Origin of the sequence: Streptomyces sp. NPDC079020 (assembly GCF_044542225.1) — a bacterium.
Classification (GTDB): Bacteria; Actinomycetota; Actinomycetes; order Streptomycetales; family Streptomycetaceae; genus Streptomyces.
The window spans coordinates 24972-44471 of record NZ_JBITUB010000021.1 but is presented as its reverse complement, the minus strand read 5'-3'; the positions used below and the strand labels follow the sequence as shown (position 1 = coordinate 44471).

Genomic DNA, 19500 nt, shown 5'->3' with positions numbered 1-19500 from the left:
CACGATAGGTAAAGCCTATGAAGATGAGCCACACCATGTCTTGGACTGATGGGCCTTTCGGCCCTAGCGTCGTGTCCATGGCATTGGCAACGCGGGCGGACCGACGGCCGTCCATGACGCGTACGCTCTGGGACTCGTCCGTCGGCAAGAAGATGATCATGGCTGTGAGCGGCCTGATCATGCTCGGCTACCTGGTCGTCCACATGGTGGGCAACCTGAAGATCTTCTTCGGATCCGGCGAGTTCAACCACTACGCCCACTGGCTGCGGACCATGGGCGAGCCCTTCCTGCACTACGAGTGGGCCCTGTGGATCGTCCGGGTGGTGCTCGTCGCCGCCGTCGTGCTGCACGGAGTGTCCGCGTACCAGCTGAGCCGGCGCGACATCAGGGCGCGCCCGACCCGATACGTCCACCGGAAGCCGCGTGCGAGCTACGCCACCCGGACCATGCGCTGGGGCGGCATCATCCTGGCGCTGTTCATCGTCTGGCACATCCTCGACCTGACGACCGGCACCGTGCACCCGGGCGGCTTCCAGTCCGGACGTCCCTACCAGAACGTCGTCGACACCTTCTCGACCTGGTACGGGAACACCATCTACATCGTCGCGATGCTCGCCATGGGCCTGCACGTCCAGCACGGATTCTGGAGCGCCGCGCAGACCCTGGGCGTCGGCAGCGCCACCCGCGACCGCGTTCTGAAAACCCTCGCCAATGTGCTGGCGGCGGTGCTGACGCTGGGCTTCATCTCCGTACCCGTCGCCGTCATGACCGGAGTCGTGAGCTGACATGACCGACTACTCGCACTACACCACGGGCACGCCCGTCGCCGATACCAAGGCACCCGAAGGGCCCGTCGCCGAACGCTGGGACACCCGGCGCTTCACGGCCAGACTCGTCAACCCGGCCAACCGCCGCAAGCACACCGTCATCGTCATCGGCACCGGCCTCGCGGGCGGTTCGGCCGGCGCCACCCTCGCCGAACAGGGCTACCACGTCGTCCAGTTCTGCTTCCAGGACTCGCCCCGCCGGGCGCACTCCGTCGCCGCACAGGGCGGCATCAACGCCGCGAAGAACTACCGCAACGACGGCGACTCCGTCCACCGGCTGTTCTACGACACCGTCAAGGGCGGCGACTTCCGCGCCCGGGAGTCCAACGTCCACCGGCTCGCCCAGATCTCCGTCGAGATCATCGACCAGTGCGTCGCCCAGGGCGTTCCCTTCGCCCGCGAGTACGGCGGCCTCCTCGACAACCGCTCGTTCGGCGGCGTCCAGGTCTCGCGCACCTTCTACGCCCGGGGCCAGACCGGGCAGCAGCTCCTCCTCGGCGCCTACCAGGCGCTGGCCCGGCAGATCGCCGCCGGTAACGTCGAACTCCACGCGCGCACCGAGATGCTCGACCTGATCGTCGTCGACGGGAAGGCCCGCGGCATCGTCGCCCGCGACCTGATCACGGGGAAGATCGACACCTACTTCGCCGACGCGGTCGTCCTGGCCAGCGGCGGCTACGGCAACGTCTTCTACCTGTCGACCAACGCCATGAACTCCAACGCCACCGCCGTCTGGCGCGCCCACCGGCGCGGTGCCTACTTCGCCAACCCCTGCTTCACCCAGATCCACCCCACCTGCATCCCGCGCACCGGCGACCACCAGTCCAAGCTGACGCTGATGAGCGAGTCGCTGCGCAACGACGGCCGGATCTGGGTCCCGAAGGCCAAGGGCGACGACCGTCCCGCGGGCGAGATCCCCGAGGACGAGCGCGACTACTACCTGGAGCGCATCTACCCGGCCTTCGGCAACCTCGTGCCCCGTGACATCGCCTCCCGGGCCGCCAAGAACGTCTGCGACGAGGGCCGGGGCGTCGGCCCCGGCGGCCAGGGCGTCTACCTGGACTTCGCCGACGCCATCGCACGGATGGGCAGGGCCGGGGTCGAGGAGAAGTACGGCAACCTCTTCGACATGTACGCGCGGATCACCGCGGAGGATCCGTACAGCACACCCATGCGGATCTATCCCGCCGTGCACTACACGATGGGCGGCCTCTGGGTCGACTACGACCTCCAGACCACCGTCCCCGGGCTCTTCGCGATCGGCGAGGCGAACTTCTCCGACCACGGGGCCAACCGGCTGGGCGCCTCCGCGCTGATGCAGGGCCTCGCCGACGGCTACTTCGTCCTGCCGTCCACGATCAACGACTACCTGGCCCGCAGCCCCCACACGGAGACCGTCGACGCGGACCACCCGGCGGTCGCCGAGGCCGTCGCCGAGACCGAGGACCGCATCAACCTGCTGCTCGCCGTCGACGGCGACCGCACTCCCGACTCCTTCCACCGTGAGATCGGTGAACTCATGTGGGAGTTCTGCGGGATGGCCCGCACCGAGGAGGGACTGCGCAAGGCCCTGGAGCGGATCCCGCAGATCCGCGAGGAGTTCTGGCGCCGCATCAAGGTCCCCGGCACCGGAGAACAGTTCAACCAGTCGCTGGAGAAGGCCAACCGCATCGTCGACTACCTGGAACTCGCCGAGCTGATGTGCCTCGACGCCCTGCACCGCGCCGAATCCTGCGGCGGCCACTTCCGCGAGGAGTCACAGACCCCAGACGGCGAGGCCGCCCGCCGGGACGAGGAGTTCTCCTACGCCGCGGCCTGGGAGTTCTCCGGCACCGGCGAAGCCCCCGTCCTGCACAAGGAAGACCTCGTCTTCGAGTACGTCCACCCCACCCAGCGGAGCTACGCATGAAGCTCACCCTGCGCGTCTGGCGCCAGCAGAACGCCGAGACGCCCGGCGCCATGGCCACCTACCAGGTCGACGGCATCTCCCGGGACATGTCGTTCCTGGAGATGCTCGACTCCCTCAACGAGGAGCTCATCCTCGGCGGGGACGAGCCCGTCGCCTTCGACCACGACTGCCGCGAAGGCATCTGCGGAGCGTGCAGCCTGGTCATCAACGGCGACGCCCACGGCCCGGAACGCACCACCACCTGCCAGCTCCACATGCGGTCCTTCCAGGACGGCGACACCATCGACATCGAGCCCTGGCGGGCCGCCGCGTTCCCGGTGGTCAAGGACCTCGTCGTGGACCGCTCGGCCTTCGACCGCATCATCCAGTCCGGCGGCTACATCTCCGCCCCCACCGGCACCGCCCCGGACGCGCACGCCACGCCCGTGCCCAAGCCGGACGCCGACTTCGCCTTCGAGCACGCCGAGTGCATCGGCTGCGGCGCGTGTGTGGCCGCCTGCCCCAACGGCTCGGCGATGCTGTTCACCTCGGCGAAGGTCAACCACCTCAATGTGCTTCCGCAGGGCGCGCCCGAACGTGAGACCCGGGTCCTGGACATGGTCGCGACCATGGACGAGGAGGGCTTCGGCGGCTGCACCCTGACCGGCGAGTGCGCCACGGCCTGCCCGAAGGGCATTCCGCTGCCGTCGATCGCGGCCATGAACAAGGAGTGGCTGCGCGCGACCCGCAAGGCCGCCCGCTGACCGGACCCGCACACACCGCTCGTGACCCCCCGGGCCCCGGGGGGGCCGGGGGGTCGGGAGCGGATCAGGAGACCGCCGCCCCGGGGTCCGTCCGCAGGGCCCTGGCGAGATAGGGGGCCGTGCGGCTGCCCGCCGCCCGGGCCACCTGCGCCGGAGTGCCCGTCGCGACGATCCGGCCCCCCTGGCCGCCCCCTCCCGGCCCCAGATCGATCACATGGTCCGCGCCCGCCACCACGGTCATGTCGTGCTCCACGACCACCACCGTGTTCCGCGCGTCCACCAGCCCGTGCAACTGCCGCATCAGCACGTCGACATCGGCCGGATGCAGCCCGGTCGTCGGTTCGTCCAGCAGATACAGGGTGTGGCCGCGCCGGGTGCGCTGAAGCTCGGCGGCCAGCTTGATCCGCTGCGCCTCGCCGCCCGACAGCTCCGTCGCGGGCTGACCGAGCCGCAGATACCCCAGCCCCACATCGAGCAGCGTCGTCAGACTGCGCCCGGCCGCCGGGGTGCCGGCGAAGAACCCGGCCGCCGACTCCACCGTCAGGTCCAGCACCTGCGCGATGGTCAGTCCGCCCAGCGTGACTTCCAGGGTCGCCGGGTTGTAGCGCGCGCCGTGGCAGTCGGGGCAGGGCGCGTACGTACTGGGCAGGAACAGCAGCTCCACGGAGACGAACCCCTCGCCCTGACAGGTCTCGCACCGCCCGCCCGGCACATTGAAGGAGAACCGCCCCGCACCGTAGCCGCGCTCCCGCGCCGTCTCCGTCCGCGCGAACAGCTTCCGTACGACGTCGAAGAGTCCGGTGTACGTGGCCAGATTCGACCGGGGCGTACGGCCGATGGGCTTCTGGTCGACCTGGACGAGCCGGTCCACCGCCTCCAGCCCCCGCGCCGACGCGCAGTACCGCGCGCCCGGCGGCCCGTCCGCGCCCTGCCGGTCCGCCAGCGCGCCGGCCAGTACCTGGCCGACCAGGGTCGACTTCCCCGAACCCGAGACACCGGTCACCGCGGTGAACACCCCGAGCGGGAACTCCGCGTCGACGCCGCGCACATTGTGCCGGTCCACCCCGGTCAGCCCCAGCCACCCGGACGGCGTCCTCGGCTCGCGCACCGGCGCCTGAGCCCTGTCGAACAGGAACCGGCGCGTGGCGGACTGCGGCACGTCCGCGAGCCCGGCGGGCGGCCCGCTGTGCAGCACCCGGCCACCGTGCTCCCCGGCCAGCGGACCCACGTCCACCAGCCAGTCCGCGTGCCGCACCACGTCCATCTGGTGTTCCACCACGAACACCGTGTTCCCGGCCTCCTTGAGCCGGCCGAGCACGGCGAGCAGGGACTCGGTGTCCGCGGGATGCAGCCCCGCCGAGGGCTCGTCCAGGACGTACACCACCCCGAAGAGCCCCGACCGCAGCTGAGTGGCGAGCCGCAGCCGCTGCAACTCGCCGGAGGACAGCGTCGGAGCCGTACGGTCCAGGCTGAGATAGCCCAGGCCCAGCTCGGTCACCGTACCGATCCGCGCCAGCAGATCGGCCGTCAGCACCCGCGCCGTCTCCCCGCCGCCCGCGGAGGACAGCACCCCGGCGAGCGCGGCGAGGGGCAGCGCGGCCAGCTCTGCGATCGTCCGCCCGCCGAAGGTGACGGCCATCGCCTCCGGCCGCAGCCTGCTGCCCGCGCAGACCGGGCACGGGGCGCTGGTCAGGAACCGCTCCGCCTTCGCCCGGAGCGTGGCGCTCCGGGAAGCCGCGAACGTGTGCATCACATAGCGCCGGGCGCTCATGTACGTGCCCTGGTAGGGGCGCTGGATCCGGCCCGCCTCGCGCACCGGATGGACCGTCACCACGGGCTGCTCGTCGGTGAACAGGATCCACTCCCGGTCGGCGGCCGCCAGCTCCTCCCACGGCCGGTCCACGTCGTACCCGAGCGCGTCCAGCACATCGCGCAGGTTCTTGCCCTGCCAGGCCCCGGGCCAGGCGGCGATAGCCCCGTCCCGGATCGACAGCGAGGGCTCCGGTACGAGCAGTTCCTCGGTGGTGCGGTGGATCCGGCCGAGGCCGTGGCACGAGGGGCAGGCCCCGGCCGCCGTGTTCGGGGAGAAGGCGTCGGAGTCGAGCCGCTCGGCGCCCGCCGGATAGTCCCCGGCCCGGGAGAACAGCATGCGCAGCGAGTTGGAGAGCGTCGTGACCGTACCGACCGAGGAACGCGACCCGGGCGCGGAGCGGCGCTGCTCCAGGGAGACCGCGGGCGGCAGTCCGGTGATCTCGCCGACCGCCGGGGCGCCGACCTGGTGGATCAGCCGGCGGGCGTACGGGGCGACGGACTCGAAGTAGCGGCGCTGGGCCTCGGCGTAGATCGTCCCGAAGGCCAGCGAGGACTTCCCGGAACCCGAGACACCGGTGAACACCGTGAGGGTGTCCCGCGGAATGTCGACATGGACGTCCTGGAGGTTGTGCTCACGGGCGCCTCGCACCCGGACGTACGGATCGTGGGGGGAGGGCATCGGGGCGTGGCTCCGTACGGAAACTGATCTGGGCGGAGAATTCGGGGCAAGCGGTTCGATTCTAGTACCGCCCGCCCCGGGCGGCCCGGTCCGCGCCCGCGCTCCGGCCGGTGAGCGCGGACAGCCGCCGCAGGGAGTCCAGCAGGCCCTGGCGGTCGTACGTGCTGGTCGTGACCAGCACCTCGTCGGCGCCGGTCTCCCCGATGGCCGTTTCGAGCCGCGCGGCCACCTGTTCCCCGGTGCCGTGGATGTGCCCGGCGAGGCCCCGCTCGAACATGCTCCGCTCCCGCTCCGTCATGGCGATGCTCTCGACGCGCTCCGCGGGGGCCAGCGGGGGGTAGGAGCCATGGGTGCGGGAGTAGGCCATGGACCAGGCTTCGGGTATCAGCAGCCGGCGGGCCGCGGCCTCGGTGGCGGCGACCGCGACGGTGCCCGCGACGATCACATACGGCTCCGGCGACCGGGCGGACGGCCGGAAGTCCCTGCGGTAGACCTCGGCGGCGCGCAGCAGCCTGTCCCTGCCGCTCAGGTCGCCGATGACCAGCGGCAGGCCGGCCGCTGCCGCGACGGCGGCGCCCTCGCCGGTCGCCAGGACGTACGCGGGGATGTCCAGGCCCTCGGCGGGGCGGGCGTGGACCTGGGGATGGGCCTGCTGGGTGCCGTCCAGCCAGCCGAGGAGCTCCTCCAGCTGCCCGGCGAAGTCGTCGGCGTCCCGTTTGCCGTGGCCCAGCGCCCTGCGGATGCCGTCGGTGAATCCCACCGAGCGGCCGAGCCCCATGTCGATCCGCCCCGGGAACAGCGAGGCGAGCACGCCGAACTGCTCGGCGACCACGATCGGCTGATGGTTGGGGAGCATCACCCCGCCGGTCCCGACCCGGATGGCGGAGGTCGCGGCGGCGACGGCGGCGGCCAGCACGGTCGGGGCCGAGCCCGCGACCCCCGGGACGCTGTGGTGTTCGGAGACCCAGAAGCGGTGAAATCCGAGAGCCTCGGCCTCCTGGGCCAGGCGCACGGTGTCGCGCAGCGCCTGCGGGCCGTCATGACCCTCGCGGGTGCGGGAACGGTCCAGGACGGAGAAGCGGGTCGACGCGATCAGAGGGCTCACACCGTGTTCAACGCCGGGCCCCCGCCAGGATTCCCGGAGGGCCGGGCCGGTGCTGCCTAAGCTGGGGGAGTGAGCGACAAGGCGCGGCCGCTGGCCGTTTTCGATCTGGACGGCACACTCGCCGACAGTGCCCACCGGCAGCATCACCTGGAGGGGCGGACGAAGGACTGGAACGCCTTCTTCACCGCCGCGGTGAATGATCCCCCGCTGGCGGAGGGGGTCGCTCTGGCGCTGGAGTGCGCCGAGGAGTGCGAGGTCGCCTATCTGACCGGACGGCCGGAGCGGTGCCGCCGCGACACCCTGGACTGGCTGGCCCGGCAGGGGCTGCCCGGGGGCACGCTCCATATGCGCCGTGACAACGACCGGCGGCCGGCCCGCCGTACCAAGCTGGACAGCCTGAAGCGGCTGGGCCGGACGCGTGAGGTGCGGGTGCTCGTCGATGACGACGAGCTGGTCTGCGATGCGGCGGAGGCGGCCGGATTCGCCGTGGTGAGGGCTCGCTGGGCGGTCGCCCCGGAAGTGCTGAAGGACGCGCAGGAACGCGAAGGGCGGACCTGATCAGGCATTCTCGTCGAGCCGGAAGCCAACCTTCAGGCCGACTTGATAGTGCGCGATCCGGCCATCCTCGATGTGTCCGCGCACCTGAGTGATCTCGAACCAGTCGAGATTGTGCAACGTTTCAGAAGCTCTGGCAACGCCGTTCCGGACCGCCGCATCGATGCCCTCCTCGGAGGTTCCTACGATTTCGGTGACCCGATAGGTGTGGTTAGGCATCTTATGTCCCCTTTCCTGTGACCACGTTGCCTCATTTCGGGATGTCGCGCGAGAGGGAGAATCGGCTCGTCCCGGGCTCGCGCGGGCCTTGACCTGGCGAATGGTCCATACCAAAATCCAGCCACGCCCGTGCGAGCGATGCCCGCAGTCCCCCCACACCGGGTTCTGATTCCGTCGTGCCGTTCCGCAGAAGGTGACCCAGTGAAAAACCGCATACTCGCCGGAGCCGTCGCGCTCGTCTCCTCCGTCGCTCTCGGTGGATGCGGCTATTTCTCGGACTCCGGTTCCGGCGACCGCACCGTGACGGTCTGGCTGATGAAGGACAGCGTCTCCCAGGGATTCCTGGACAAGTTCACCGAGTCGTACGAGGAGGAGCACCCCTCGGTCGACCTGGAGTTCAAGATCCAGGAATGGAGCGGAATCGGCCCCAAGGTCATGTCCGCGCTCAAGGGGGACGACGCCCCGGACGTCATCGAGGTCGGAAACACCCAGGTGGCCCAGTACGCGGTCAGCGGGGGGCTGCGCGACCTCACGCTCGAATCGATGCGTGACCTGGGCAGCGACGACTGGATTCCCGGGCTCGCCCAGCCCGGAAGCATCAACGGAGTTCAGTACGGAATCCCCTGGTACGCCGCCAACCGGGTGGTGATCTACAACAAGGACATCTTCGAGCAGGCGGGAATCAAGACTCCGCCGAAGACCCGCGAGGAGTGGATCGCGGCCGGCGAAAAGCTCAACAGGGACGGAAACCAGGGCATCTATCTCGCGGGCCAGAACTGGTATGTCCTGGCCGGGTTCATCTGGGACGAGGGCGGGGACCTGGCCGACGAGAACGGCGGCGACTGGGAAGGGGCCCTCGGAACACCCGAGGCGCTCAAGGGAATGGAGTTCTACAAGGAACTCCAGGCGCTCGGCGACGGACCCACGGACGCCGACGAGGAGAAGCCCCCGCAGACCGACGTATTCGCCCGGGGCAACGTCGCGCAGATCATCTCGGTGCCCGGGGCCGCCTCCCTCATCGAGCAGAAGAACCCCGAACTCAAGGGAAAGCTCGGCTACTTCCCCATTCCTGGCAAGACGGCGAAGGCCCCGGGTTCCGTATTCACCGGAGGCTCCGACCTGATCGTTCCCAAGAACGCCGACCAGCGCAGCGCGGGCATCGAGGTCGTCAAGGCGCTGGCGAGCGAGAAGTGGCAGACGGAACTCGTCCGGACCATGAGCTATGTGCCCAACAAGCCGAGCCTCGCGCGTGTCATCGGGGACGAGGAGGGCACCGTGGCGATGGCCGCCGGAGCCACCGAGGGCCGCGCCACCCCCAACTCGCCCCAGTGGGCGGCCGTCGAGGCCGAGAACCCGATCAAGCCGTACATGACGGCGGTTCTCCAGGGCGGTGACCCCGCCGAGGAGGCCAAGGCGGCGTCGGAGCGCATCACCGCGATGCTCACGGGCGGCTGAGCCGACGCGGTACGTACGCCGGGCGGCGCGTCGGCGTACGTACCCCCGTCGTACGTGACCTCCCGCCGTACGTACCCCCCGGAGTACGTGACCGCCCCACCCGGTGTGCCGGTTGCGCGCCGGGTCGTACGCCGGTGCCCCGCGCGCGGGATTCAGCCGTCGCACATCCCCGCTCTCCGTAGCGGTCATGTCAAATCCAGCCGGCAGCGGAAGAAGTAAGGGGCCGGGCCGTCGCGCCACCGCGGCGGCCCGGCAGCCGCCCTTGCTGATCCGTCCCCGGAGACTGCCATGACCGCGCTGCCCGCCACCCCGCTCGCCGCCGCCCCCCGCCCCCCGGTCCCCGACCGGCCGGCCACGTCCGTTCCCGGGGCCCCCGCCTACCGGGTCTCCCTCGCCACCGGCCAGGACGACGTCCGCGCCGCCCAGCGGCTGCGCCACCTCGTGTTCGCCGGCGAGCTGGGCGCCCGGCTGGAGGGCCCCGAACCCGGTCTGGACATCGACGCCTTCGACGCCTACTGCGACCACCTGCTCGTACGGGAGTCGGCCACCGGAGAGGTCGTCGCCACCTACCGGCTGCTGCCGCCCGAACGGGCCCGGGTCGCCGGACGGCTCTACGCGGACAGCGAGTTCGACCTCGCACGGCTCGGGCCCATCCGCCACGACCTGGTCGAGGTCGGCCGCTCCTGTGTCCACCCCGCACACCGCGACGGGGCCGTCATCGCCCTCATCTGGGCCGGACTGGCCCGCTACATGGAACGCTCCGGCCACACCTGGCTGGCCGGCTGCTGTTCCATATCCCTCGCCGACGGCGGCGCCCTGGCCGCCCGCAGCTGGGAGACCGTCCGTACGAAGCACCTGGCGCCCGAGGAGTACTGGGTCACCCCCCGCCGCCTCTGGGACACCTCCGGGCACCCCGCCGGAACCGGCGGCGCCCGCGCGGATCTGCCGCCGCTGCTGCGCGGCTACCTGCGCCTGGGCGCCTGGGTGTGCGGAGCCCCGGCGTACGACCCGGACTTCGACGTCGCCGACCTCTACGTCCTGCTGTCCCTGCGCCGCACCGACCCGCGCTACCTGCGGCACTTCCTCTCCCTCGCCCCGCTGCGATGAGCGCCTGGCTGCCCGCCGCGCCCTGCACCCCGCACGACTGCGCCGGGCATCGGGGGGCGGTCCGGCCGCACCTGCCCGCCGCGGCTCTGCTGCTCGCCGGGTGCACGCTCGTCCTGCTCGGGGTGGTGTGCGTACCGGCCGTGCTGCTCCTCGGCACGGCGCACCGCGACCGGCTGATCCGCGGGTGGGCGTACACGGTGGTGCGCGCCTTCGGCGTACGCCTGAGGATCAGCGGCAGGCCGGAGTGGCGCAGGGAGGCGGGCGCGGGCGAACTCGTGGTCGCCAACCACATCTCCTGGCTCGACATCCCGCTGGTCGCCGCCGCGCTGCCCGGCCGGATGCTCGGCAAGAAGGAGATCCGCGCCTGGCCGCTGCTCGGCCCGCTGGCCGCGCTCGGCGGCACGCTCTTCATCGAGCGCGACCGGCTGCGTGCCCTGCCGGACGCGGTGCGCACCGTGGCCGGGGCCCTGCGTTCCGGCTCCCGCGTGGTCGCCTTCCCCGAGGGCAGCACCTGGTGCGGGCGGGGCCCCGGTAACCGGTTCGCGCCCGCCGTGTTCCAGGCCGCGATCGACGCCGGGGCGAGCGTACGGCCGGTCCGGATCGACTACCGCGTCCACCACGGCCACCGCACCCGTCCGGACGCCGCCCCCTCCCGGGGCGGCCCGGAACGCGCGGGCGGCCCGGGGGAGGCCGCCGGAGCCGTCGCGTTCGTCGGTGAGGACCCGCTCGCCGCCTCCCTGTGGCGGGTGGTGCGGGCCGCCGGACTCACCGCGGAGATCGGCGTCCTGGCGCCGATCCCCGCACGTGGTGGGCCCGGCAGAGGGGCGCTCGCCCGTCAGGCCCGCACCGCCGTGCTGGCCGCCGGTCAGACGGCCGTGGCCAGCGACAGGGCGAACCGGCCCGCGGAATCCGTCCACCACTGATCCAGCCGCAGCCCCGCGGCGTCCAGCTCCCCGCGCACCCCCTCCTCGCGGAACTTCGCCGACACCTCCGTACGCAGCTCCTCCCCGGCCCCGAACGGAACCACCAGGTCCAGCTCGGGGATCTTCACCGTGAGCGCCCGGCGGGCCCGCAGCCGCATCTCGATCCACTCGGCACGCGGGTCCCACACCGCGACGTGGTCGAAGGCGTCGAGCGCGAAATCGGCCCCCAGCTCACGGTTGACGACGCGCAGCACGTTCTTGTTGAACGCGGCCGTCACCCCGGCCGCGTCGTCGTACGCGGCCACCAGCGTGCCCTGGTCCTTGACCAGGTCGGTGCCGAGCAGCAGCGCGTCCCCGGGGGAGAGCAGCGACCGTACGGAGTGCAGGAAGGACGCGCGCTCCTCCGGGAGGAGATTGCCGATCGTGCCGCCCAGGAACGCGACCAGCCGCGGCCCCGGGGTGCCGGGCAGTGCCAGACCGCCGGTGAAGTCGGCGATGAGCGCGTGCACCGAGAGGTCCGGCCGCTCGGCGAGCAGGGACGCGGCCGCCCCGCTCAGCGCGCTCTCGCTGACGTCGACGGGTACGTAGCTGTGCAGTGCGGGCATGGCGTCCAGCAGGTGCCGGGTCTTCTCGGAGGAGCCCGAACCCAGCTCGATCAGGGTGCGGGCACCGGATGCCGAGGCGATCTCCCCGGCGCGGGCCAGCAGGATCTCCCGTTCGGCTCGCGTCGGGTAGTACTCGGGCAGCCGGGTGATCTCCTCGAACAGCTCGCTGCCGTGCGCGTCGTAGAACCACTTGGGCGGCAGGGCCTTCGGGTGCCGGGTCAGACCGCTGAGGACGTCGGCGCGCAGCGCCTCGTCCGTCGCGTCCTCCGGCAGGGTGCGGGTCAGCAGAAAGGGACTCACGCGGTGGGCTCCTTGAGCGGGGTCAGCGAGACATCGGCAAGGGTCGCGACCAGCAGGGTCCGGTCGGGGACCTCCTGCCAGCGGGGATCGTCGTCGTACGGCTCCGAGGCCACCACCGTGCGGCGGGCCGGAACGTGGAGATACCAGAGGCTGTCGCCCCACGCGGTGCCCACGACGACGGAACCGTCGGTGAGCAGCAGATTCAGCCGGGAGCCGGGTGCCGCGGCCGCGATCTCGCCCACGGTGTCGGCGACGGCCTGCGGTACGGCGTCGCCCCGGGCCGTCCGGTGGCGCACGAGCGCCCAGATCAGTGCGGAGTCGCAGCGGGCGGTCAGCGCCAGCAGTTCGGCGGGGGGAAGCGTGGCCGCCAGGTCCGTCATCGACCCGGGCCAGCCCCTGACCACCCCGTTGTGACTGAAGAGCAGCCGGCCCGCGGCGAACGGAGCGGCCGCCGCCTCCCCGTCCGCGCCGGCCTCCGTCGCGTCACGGACCGCGGCGAGCAGTGCCGTGCTGCGCACCACCCGGGCAAGATCGGTGAACGTCTCGTCGCCCCAGACGGGGCCCCGGCGCCGGTAGCGGCCGGGGACCGGGTCGCCGTCCGCGTACCAGCCCACGCCGAAACCGTCGGCGTTGACCGTGCCGAATCGCTGCCGGCGCGGCTCCCAGGACTGGCGGACCAGTGAGTGCGGGGGTGACAGGACTATCTCGCCGAGGGACACCGGCTGTCCCACATAGGCGATATGACGGCACATCAGGCATTCCTCGCGGTCCGGAAGCCGGAGAAGATCTGGCGCCGTACCGGCAGGTCCCAATTGCGGAACGTACCCCGGCAGGCGACCGGGTCCACGGCGAACGAGCCGCCGCGCAGCACCTTGTGCTCCGGGCCGAAGAACACTTCCGAGTACTCGCGGTAGGGGAAGGCCGCGAAGCCCGGGTAGGGGAGGAAGTCGCTGGAGGTCCACTCCCACACATCGCCCATCAGCTGGCCCGCGCCGTACGGGGACCGGCCCGCCGCGTAGGCCCCGGCTGCCGAGGGGCGGAGATGGCGCTGCCCCAGATTGGCCCGGTCCGCGGTCGGGTCCTCGTCGCCCCACGGGTAGCGCCGGGACCGCCCGGACGCCGGATCGTGGCGGGCCGCCTTCTCCCACTCGGCCTCCGTGGGCAGCCTTCTGCCCGCCCAGCGGGCGTACGCGTCCGCCTCGTACCAGCTGACGTGCAGCACGGGTTCGTCGGCGGGCACCGGCTCGGTCACCCCGAACCGGCGGCGCAGCCACTGCCCGGCGTCCCGGTGCCAGAACAGCGGTGCCGACAGCGCGTGCTCCCGCACCATGGCCCAGCCCTCCGGCGCCCACCAGCGGGCGTCGGTGTATCCGCCGTCCTCGATGAACCGCTGATACGCGCCGCAGGTCACCGGAGCCGTGTCGAGGTGGAAGGCCGCCACCTCGCGCCGGTGCGCGGGCCGTTCGTTGTCCAGCGCCCATGGCTCGGTGGACGTGCCCATGGTGAACGGGCCCGCCGGTACCAGTACTTCGGCCGCGAGCGCCGCGGCGTCGGTGGCGGCGGGCGGCCGCGGGGCCGTCAGCACGGCCGGCCCCGAGCGCAGCTGATGGGTGATCAGCATCGTCTCGTCGTGCTGCTGCTCGTGTTGGGCGATCATCCCGAAGGCGAAGGCGGACCGCTCCAGCCGCCGGCCGCCCTCGTGCAGTTCGGCGCCCTCCAGCAGGTCCAGTGCCCTGCCCCGCACCTCGGCGGCGTACGCGCGTGCCTCGGCGGGCGGGAGGAGGGGCAGCGACGGCCTGGTGGCGCGGGGATGCTCGAAGGCGTCGTACAGCCCGTCGATCTCCGGGCGCATGGCCTCCCGGCCGCCCACGTTGCGCAGCAGCCACAGCTCCTCCTGGTTGCCGATGTGCGCCAGGTCCCAGACCAGCGGCGACATCAACGGGGAGTGCTGCGCGGTCAGTTCACCGTCGTCCACGCTCCCGGTGAGCAGGGCGGTACGGTCGCGAGCGCCGAGGAGCGCCTCATGGGCGCGCCGCCGCAGGGTCTCGGGGCCGATGCCGGGTGTGCCGTGGGAGTCGGTCATCAGGAGGTGCCCCTTCCGGAGTGCGGCGCCGGGTCGTTCCCCGGGGTCGCGGTACCGGGGCCGGCGGGATCGGGCAGGTCGTCGGCCGGACATCGGCCCCGTGCGACGAAGCGGTCGTGGAAGGCCGCCACGGTGTCGTGCACGGCCCGGCTCGCGCCGATCCGGGGGAGCGCGTCCAGCGCCGCCTCGAAGCAGATGACGGCCGCCGCCCGCAGTTCGGGATCGGCCAGCCCGTCCCGGGCGGCGCCCGTCCAGAGCGGATTGCGGGGCGCGGCGGGAGAGCCCGCCGTCTCCGCCAGCGGTTTGACGGTGCGGTACACGGTCTCGGCGGCCTCCGGGTCGTCGAACAGCGCGGTGGTCACGGCGAGCGGAACCAGCCATCCGTCCGGTCCGCCCTGCGCGTCGATCATGCGGAGTTCGAGGTGCCCGCGCGGACGCACCGGCGGGAACAGCGTCGTGATGTGGTAGTCGAGATCGGCACGCACGGGCGGCCGGGGGACACCGCTGCGGATCCACTCCCGGAAGGTGAGCCCGTCCGGCACGGTCCAGGGGACGGCATCGCCCCGGATACACATCACCGTCGTTTCGAGCGCATGCGCGGCCCAGGCGTCGCGCGGCGGGAGACGGCCGGGCGGGGCCAGCGAACGTACCGGGTCGAGGTTCGCCCACAGGGACTGCCGGGTGGACCGCCATCCGGTCCTGCGCCCTTGCTGGAAGGGGGAGTTGGCGAAGGACGCCACCAGAACGGCGCCCAGCAGATGCGCGAGCTGCCAGCGCCGCCCGTAGCCGAGCGGACCCGGCTCCTCCACCCCCGCGTCCAGACAGACCTGGACGGAGGCGGAGGTGCACATCATGGCCCGCCCGGCCGGCCCCGAGCGGTCGAGCGCCCGCTCCATGGCCTCGTAGCGCGGCTCCAGCAGTCTGCGGCGCGGCGGATGCCACGGATCGACGCCCAGGCCGACCGGCGCGAGGCCCAGCCGCCCGAGGGTGTCGCGGACGGCGGCGAGGTCGGCGGCGGTGGCCTCGGCGCAGGCCATCAGCGAGTCCGCCGGCAGCGAGCTGAGCTCCAGCTGGCCGCCGGGCTCGAAGGTCAGCGAGGCGCTCAGCGGCAGGGCGCGGACCGCGTCCACGGCGGCGTCGTGGCGCTCCTGCGACACCGGGACGTCGGGGCGGTCCCGGTCGTGGACGAGCCATTCCAGCTCCACACCCACGGTGCGGGGCGGGCCGGTCTTGAAGCAGATGCCACGCAGTAAGTCCTCCGCCTCGCCCTCACCGAGGGGCGCGTCGGCGGAAGGGCGCGGGCCGTGATCGCCGGAACTGTCCGGGGGCATACGGGCCTCCTCTACGGTTACATCGATACCACCCAAACCCCTCCCACGAGATCGCACAAGAGTGCCCCCGGCCGACGGAAAACCGGTTGCGTCCATGCCGGTACGGAGCCGAGCATGCCCCGTATGCACCACACGGGGGCGCGCCCATGAGCGCACGGCTGCGCGGCATCGCGCGGGAGACGGAGAAGGCCGTCGAGGCCGGCCGGTACCGCACCGAGGACGGCCGGGAGGTGTCCATCGAGCGCGCGCTGAGCGCCGCGCTCTCCGGCACCCGGCTCTACGGCCCCGAGCCGGTGCCCGTCGCCGCCCTGGACACCGACCGCACCCCGGCCGTCGAGGTGACCGGCGAGAGCAGCCTCCAGGCGGCACACCGGATGACCCGCGGGGCGGCGGGCAAGGTAGCCGTCCTCAACTACGCCTCGGCCCGCAACCCGGGCGGTGGCTACCTCAACGGCGCGCAGGCCCAGGAAGAGGCTCTGTGCCGGGGCTCCGCGCTCCACGCCACCCTGCTGCGCGCCCCCGAGTACTACGCCCACCACCGTGCCGAACGCAGCGCCTTCTACACCGACCGGGTGATTCATTCGCCCGGTGTACCGGTGTTCCGCGACGACCGGGGACGGTTCCTCGACCTCCCGTACAGCGTGGGCTTCCTCACCTCGCCCGCGCCCAACGCCGGAGTCATCCGCAGGCAGACCCCGGACCAGGCGCACCGCATCCCGGCCGCGCTGGCGAGCCGCGCCGAACGGGTGCTGGAGGTGGCGGCGGTACGCGGCTACCGCAGGCTGGTGCTGGGCGCGTGGGGCTGCGGGGTGTTCCGGAACGATCCGGCACAGGTGGCGGGCGCCTTCCACACGCTGCTCCGTGACGGCGGCCGGTTCGGCGGCCACTTCGAACAGATCGTCTTCGGCATCCTCGAACGCGGCCCGGAGTCCGCCGTCCGGACGGCCTTCGCCCGTACGTTCGCCGACCGGCTCCAGGGCTGACGGCCGGTCCGCCGCCCCGGCCGGCCGGCCCCCGGTCAGCTCCAGCCGTACAGTTCCCGCAGCCGCACGGCGACCAGCTCGAACCGCTCCCGGTCCAGCGCACAGGCCTCCCGCCGCATCCCGTCCTCGTGCACCCGCAGCACCCGGTCCAGATCGGCCCAGGACGGCCGGCCCGAGCTGTCCCAGGGCCCCGCTCCCAGCGCCACCCACTCGCGGTCCGGATCGTGCTGCTTGCTGGAGAGCTGGACGGCGAGCAGGGTGCCCGCCTCCTCGCGGGCCACGACGAGAACCGGCCGGTCCTTGCCGCGCCCGTCGTTCTCCTCGAACGGCACCCAGGTCCAGACGATCTCGCCCGGATCGGGATCGCCGTCGCGGTCGGGGGCGTACAGGGTGCGGACCGGGCCCACATCGCGCGGATCGGCCTGGGCGGTCGCGGCCGGTCCGCCGTGGCCGGGAGAGCCGGACGAACCGGCGGTGCTGTATGTGCCGTGGTGGAACGTCATCACATCACCGTAGGACCTGGACGGCCCATTCCATGGAGCGGGGCCGTCGAACCGGCCGCAGGCTCGGCCTCATGGCCCACACCCTCACCGTCCCGCTGTCCCGGACCCTCGCCGCCGCCGCACTCCTCGCGGCAGCCCTGCTCCCGGCGCCTCCTGCCGGAGCGTCGGATCCGCCGCGTCCCGGAGGACAGGCGTCCGCACCCTCACCCTCAACCTCAGGGTCGGACTCCGGTGCGGGCGGAGGCGGCCCGGGGACCCTCCCGCGCACGGTGTCGGCCTGGCTGCCCTACTGGGACCAGGAGGGCGCGTACCAGGACGCGCTGCGGCACGCCGGTCAACTGCACACCGTCAGCCCCTTCTGGTACCAGGCGATTTCCGCCGGCCGGATCGACGCCCACCCCGGTGCCGGAGAACGCCGCATCATCGACGGACTGCACCGGGTGGGCACCGAGGTGGTGCCCACCGTCATGGAGACGATGGAGGCCGGAGCCCTCGCGGCGGTCCTCACCAGCCCCGCCCGGCGCGAGGAGCACGCCGACGCCCTGCTGCGCACCGCCCGCAGCCGCGACTACGACGGGCTCGACCTCGACTACGAGTCGATCGCCGCCACCGGCGACGCCACGTACGCGGAGGTCCGCGACGGCTTCACCGCGCTGTCCACCGACCTGTGCGACAGGCTCCACGCGCTGGACAAGAAGTGCGTGATCACCGTCTTCCCGAAGACCGCCACCACCGGACGCATCTGGGACTACGCGGCGATCGGCAGGGTCGCCGACCGGATGCGGATCATGGCCTACAACCTGCACTGGGCCGGCGGCGAACCGGGCCCCATCGCCGACACCCGGTGGTACGACGACATCCTCACCCGCGCCACCGCCCTCGTACCGGCGGCCAAGCTGGAGATGGGGCTTCCCGCGTACGGCTGGGACTGGCCGGCCGGCGGGAGCAGGGCCGCGGCCGGACACGTGACCTGGAAGGAGGCCGAGGCGCTGCGCCGCGAACAGGGCGCCCCCTACCGGCTCGACACGGTCTCGGGCACGCCGTACTTCACCTACCGCGACGGCGGAGAACCGCACGAGGTCTGGTACCAGGACGCACACGGAGTGGCCACCCATCTGCCGGTGCTGCGCCGCCACGGTGTACGCAACACGGCTCTGTGGGCCCTGAACTTCGAGGACCCCGCGCTGTGGCCGGAGCTGGCCCGCGGCTGAACGCCCCACGCCGGCGCGGGCCGCCGTCACCGGGGTGCCGGCACACCGCTTCCGGCGCCCCGGCTCCGCGCTACGGGGCCCCGGACCGTTCCTGGGACCGCCCGGTCTGGAAGACTGCCCGACGCCATGAGCCAGTTACCCAAACAGCCCGCCGCAGTCTCCGTTCCGACCAGCGCCGACGTGGCGCGACTCGCAGGAGTCTCCCGGGCCACCGTGTCGTACGTACTGAACAACAACGCCACCGTGCGGATCAGCGAACCCACCCGGCGAAGAGTCAGGGAAGCCGCGGTCCATCTCGGCTATGTGCCGCACGCGGCAGCCCGGAGCCTGCGCGCCGGACACACCCGGATGGTGCTGCTGCCCGACGGGAACAGCCCCGCGGGGCCTCTGCACCAGCACTTCATCGAAGAACTCCAGTCCGGGCTGCGGCGCCTGGACTACACCGTCGTCCAGTACGGCAGCGGCGGCCTCGGTGCCGACGAGGCCGCCAGGGCATGGGCGGAACTGCGGCCCGTCGCCGTCGTCGCACCCGCCGGGGTCGCCCTCACACCGCACGGCATAGCCGTGCTCACCCGCTCCGGTGCCAAGGCGGTGATCACCCTGGGCCCGGAACCGGTGGACGGCGCGCACGCCCTGGTCATCGATCAGCGGGAGATCGGCGGCTGCGCCGTCGGCCATCTGCTGGCGCGCGGCCGCCGCCGGATCGGGGTGGTCATGCCCCAGGAGCCCGCCCTCGCCCCGTTCGCCGAACCCCGGCTGGCCGGCGCACTGCGCGCGGCGGAACCGGCGGGTGCCCGCATCCAGCCTCTGCCGCTGCGCTACGAGGAGGAATCGGCCGCCGCTCTCGCCGCCCGCTGGCGCACACTCGGCCTGGACGCCGTCTTCGCCTACAACGACGAGTACGCGATGCTGCTGACGAGAGCCCTTCAGGACGCCGGCATCGCGGTGCCCGGGGAGACAGCCGTGATCGGCGCGGACGATCTGATGCTGGGCAGACTGCTGCGGCCCAGGCTGAGCACCGTACGGATGGAACTGGCGACACGGCAGCCGCTGGCCGAGATGATCGACCGGCTGATGCAGCACCCCGCCGGAAGACCGGAGCGGCACGACCTGCTGCGGGCACGGGCCGTCCCGCGCGAATCCAGCTGAC

The 19500-nt window shown here is 72.3% G+C and carries 18 protein-coding genes; 10 read left to right on the top strand and 8 right to left on the bottom strand.

The features are described from left to right. Window positions 1-77 precede the first annotated feature (77 nt). Genes ACIGJO_RS31520 through ACIGJO_RS31510 form a run of 3 tightly spaced genes read left to right on the top strand, consistent with a single transcriptional unit; the run spans window position 78 to window position 3479 of the window. On the top strand, window positions 78-785 hold the full coding sequence (locus tag ACIGJO_RS31520) for a succinate dehydrogenase (RefSeq protein WP_399964037.1): 708 nt from the start codon (window positions 78-80) through the stop codon (window positions 783-785). 1 nt (window position 786) lies between these two features. Continuing rightward, a complete protein-coding gene (locus tag ACIGJO_RS31515; RefSeq protein ID WP_399964035.1) occupies window positions 787-2736 on the top strand; it encodes a fumarate reductase/succinate dehydrogenase flavoprotein subunit in 1950 nt (649 codons plus the stop codon). Further along, complete coding sequence (locus ACIGJO_RS31510; RefSeq protein WP_399964033.1) at window positions 2733-3479, top strand: succinate dehydrogenase/fumarate reductase iron-sulfur subunit; 747 nt, start codon at window positions 2733-2735, stop codon at window positions 3477-3479. The genes ACIGJO_RS31515 and ACIGJO_RS31510 overlap by 4 nt, the downstream gene beginning before the upstream one ends. Window positions 3480-3543: 64 nt before the next feature. Here ACIGJO_RS31510 and ACIGJO_RS31505 read toward each other — a convergent pair whose 3' ends face one another. Then, a complete protein-coding gene (locus ACIGJO_RS31505; protein ID WP_399964031.1) occupies window positions 3544-5970 on the bottom strand; it encodes an ABC transporter in 2427 nt (808 codons plus the stop codon). 61 nt (window positions 5971-6031) lie between these two features. Beyond that, window positions 6032-7075, bottom strand: coding sequence for an MsnO8 family LLM class oxidoreductase (locus ACIGJO_RS31500; protein ID WP_399964029.1), 1044 nt, complete (start codon window positions 7073-7075; stop codon window positions 6032-6034). A 69-nt stretch (window positions 7076-7144) separates the two neighbouring features. Here ACIGJO_RS31500 and ACIGJO_RS31495 point away from each other — a divergent pair, with 69 nt between their 5' ends. Next, complete coding sequence (locus ACIGJO_RS31495; RefSeq protein ID WP_399964027.1) at window positions 7145-7633, top strand: hypothetical protein; 489 nt, start codon at window positions 7145-7147, stop codon at window positions 7631-7633. On the opposite strand, the gene ACIGJO_RS31490 is transcribed toward ACIGJO_RS31495, so the two are convergent. Beyond that, entirely contained in the window at window positions 7634-7849 is a 216-nt protein-coding gene (locus ACIGJO_RS31490; RefSeq protein WP_399964025.1) for a dodecin, read from the bottom strand. It abuts the gene before it with no gap. Window positions 7850-8050: 201 nt separating this feature from the next. Here ACIGJO_RS31490 and ACIGJO_RS31485 point away from each other — a divergent pair, with 201 nt between their 5' ends. The 3 genes from ACIGJO_RS31485 (at window position 8051) to ACIGJO_RS31475 (ending at window position 11334) form a co-directional block, all read left to right on the top strand. Beyond that, window positions 8051-9304: an extracellular solute-binding protein gene (locus ACIGJO_RS31485; RefSeq protein WP_399964023.1), complete on the top strand. Its 1254-nt coding sequence runs from the start codon at window positions 8051-8053 to the stop codon at window positions 9302-9304. A 288-nt stretch (window positions 9305-9592) separates the two neighbouring features. After that, window positions 9593-10411, top strand: a complete 819-nt coding sequence (locus ACIGJO_RS31480) for a GNAT family N-acetyltransferase (protein ID WP_399964021.1) — start codon at window positions 9593-9595, stop codon at window positions 10409-10411. Then, window positions 10408-11334 (top strand): lysophospholipid acyltransferase family protein, encoded by a 927-nt coding sequence (locus ACIGJO_RS31475; protein ID WP_399964019.1) that lies wholly within the window; start codon window positions 10408-10410, stop codon window positions 11332-11334. The genes ACIGJO_RS31480 and ACIGJO_RS31475 overlap by 4 nt, the downstream gene beginning before the upstream one ends. On the opposite strand, the gene egtD is transcribed toward ACIGJO_RS31475, so the two are convergent. The 4 genes from egtD to egtA are packed head-to-tail and all read right to left on the bottom strand — an operon-like array spanning window position 11277 to window position 15653. Then, entirely contained in the window at window positions 11277-12239 is a 963-nt protein-coding gene (gene egtD / locus ACIGJO_RS31470; RefSeq protein ID WP_399964017.1) for an L-histidine N(alpha)-methyltransferase, read from the bottom strand. The genes ACIGJO_RS31475 and egtD overlap by 58 nt on opposite strands. After that, window positions 12236-12991 (bottom strand): ergothioneine biosynthesis protein EgtC, encoded by a 756-nt coding sequence (egtC, locus tag ACIGJO_RS31465; protein WP_399964015.1) that lies wholly within the window; start codon window positions 12989-12991, stop codon window positions 12236-12238. The genes egtD and egtC overlap by 4 nt, the downstream gene beginning before the upstream one ends. Then, window positions 12991-14322 (bottom strand): ergothioneine biosynthesis protein EgtB, encoded by a 1332-nt coding sequence (gene egtB / locus ACIGJO_RS31460; protein WP_399964013.1) that lies wholly within the window; start codon window positions 14320-14322, stop codon window positions 12991-12993. Before egtB ends, egtC begins: the two co-directional genes overlap by 1 nt. Beyond that, complete coding sequence (gene egtA, locus ACIGJO_RS31455) at window positions 14322-15653, bottom strand: ergothioneine biosynthesis glutamate--cysteine ligase EgtA (protein ID WP_399964011.1); 1332 nt, start codon at window positions 15651-15653, stop codon at window positions 14322-14324. Before egtA ends, egtB begins: the two co-directional genes overlap by 1 nt. A 146-nt stretch (window positions 15654-15799) precedes the next feature. On the opposite strand from egtA, the gene ACIGJO_RS31450 reads away from it, so the two are divergent. Further along, entirely contained in the window at window positions 15800-16636 is an 837-nt protein-coding gene (locus tag ACIGJO_RS31450; protein ID WP_399964009.1) for a TIGR02452 family protein, read from the top strand. Window positions 16637-16671: 35 nt separating this feature from the next. Here the strand turns inward: ACIGJO_RS31450 and ACIGJO_RS31445 are convergent, their stop codons facing one another. Further along, window positions 16672-17139: a type II toxin-antitoxin system PemK/MazF family toxin gene (locus tag ACIGJO_RS31445; RefSeq protein WP_399964007.1), complete on the bottom strand. Its 468-nt coding sequence runs from the start codon at window positions 17137-17139 to the stop codon at window positions 16672-16674. 71 nt (window positions 17140-17210) lie between these two features. Here ACIGJO_RS31445 and ACIGJO_RS31440 point away from each other — a divergent pair, with 71 nt between their 5' ends. Next, complete coding sequence (locus ACIGJO_RS31440) at window positions 17211-18350, top strand: glycosyl hydrolase family 18 protein (protein WP_399964005.1); 1140 nt, start codon at window positions 17211-17213, stop codon at window positions 18348-18350. A 126-nt stretch (window positions 18351-18476) separates the two neighbouring features. Continuing rightward, the gene (locus ACIGJO_RS31435) at window positions 18477-19499 is read left to right on the top strand and encodes a LacI family DNA-binding transcriptional regulator (RefSeq protein ID WP_399964003.1); all 1023 of its coding nucleotides are present in this window, start codon (window positions 18477-18479) and stop codon (window positions 19497-19499) included. The last annotated feature ends 1 nt before the right edge of the window (window position 19500 follow it).

Coding starts and splice junctions, on each gene's coding strand:
- ACIGJO_RS31520 (WP_399964037.1), top strand. CDS start 78: ATGGCATTGGCAACGCGGGCGGACCGACGGCCGTCCATGACGCGTACG.
- ACIGJO_RS31515 (WP_399964035.1), top strand. CDS start 787: ATGACCGACTACTCGCACTACACCACGGGCACGCCCGTCGCCGATACC.
- ACIGJO_RS31510 (WP_399964033.1), top strand. CDS start 2,733: ATGAAGCTCACCCTGCGCGTCTGGCGCCAGCAGAACGCCGAGACGCCC.
- ACIGJO_RS31505 (WP_399964031.1), bottom strand. CDS start 5,970: ATGCCCTCCCCCCACGATCCGTACGTCCGGGTGCGAGGCGCCCGTGAG.
- ACIGJO_RS31490 (WP_399964025.1), bottom strand. CDS start 7,849: ATGCCTAACCACACCTATCGGGTCACCGAAATCGTAGGAACCTCCGAG.
- ACIGJO_RS31480 (WP_399964021.1), top strand. CDS start 9,593: ATGACCGCGCTGCCCGCCACCCCGCTCGCCGCCGCCCCCCGCCCCCCG.
- ACIGJO_RS31475 (WP_399964019.1), top strand. CDS start 10,408: ATGAGCGCCTGGCTGCCCGCCGCGCCCTGCACCCCGCACGACTGCGCC.
- egtC (WP_399964015.1), bottom strand. CDS start 12,991: ATGTGCCGTCATATCGCCTATGTGGGACAGCCGGTGTCCCTCGGCGAG.
- egtB (WP_399964013.1), bottom strand. CDS start 14,322: ATGACCGACTCCCACGGCACACCCGGCATCGGCCCCGAGACCCTGCGG.
- egtA (WP_399964011.1), bottom strand. CDS start 15,653: ATGCCCCCGGACAGTTCCGGCGATCACGGCCCGCGCCCTTCCGCCGAC.
- ACIGJO_RS31450 (WP_399964009.1), top strand. CDS start 15,800: ATGAGCGCACGGCTGCGCGGCATCGCGCGGGAGACGGAGAAGGCCGTC.
- ACIGJO_RS31445 (WP_399964007.1), bottom strand. CDS start 17,139: ATGACGTTCCACCACGGCACATACAGCACCGCCGGTTCGTCCGGCTCT.
- ACIGJO_RS31440 (WP_399964005.1), top strand. CDS start 17,211: ATGGCCCACACCCTCACCGTCCCGCTGTCCCGGACCCTCGCCGCCGCC.
- ACIGJO_RS31435 (WP_399964003.1), top strand. CDS start 18,477: ATGAGCCAGTTACCCAAACAGCCCGCCGCAGTCTCCGTTCCGACCAGC.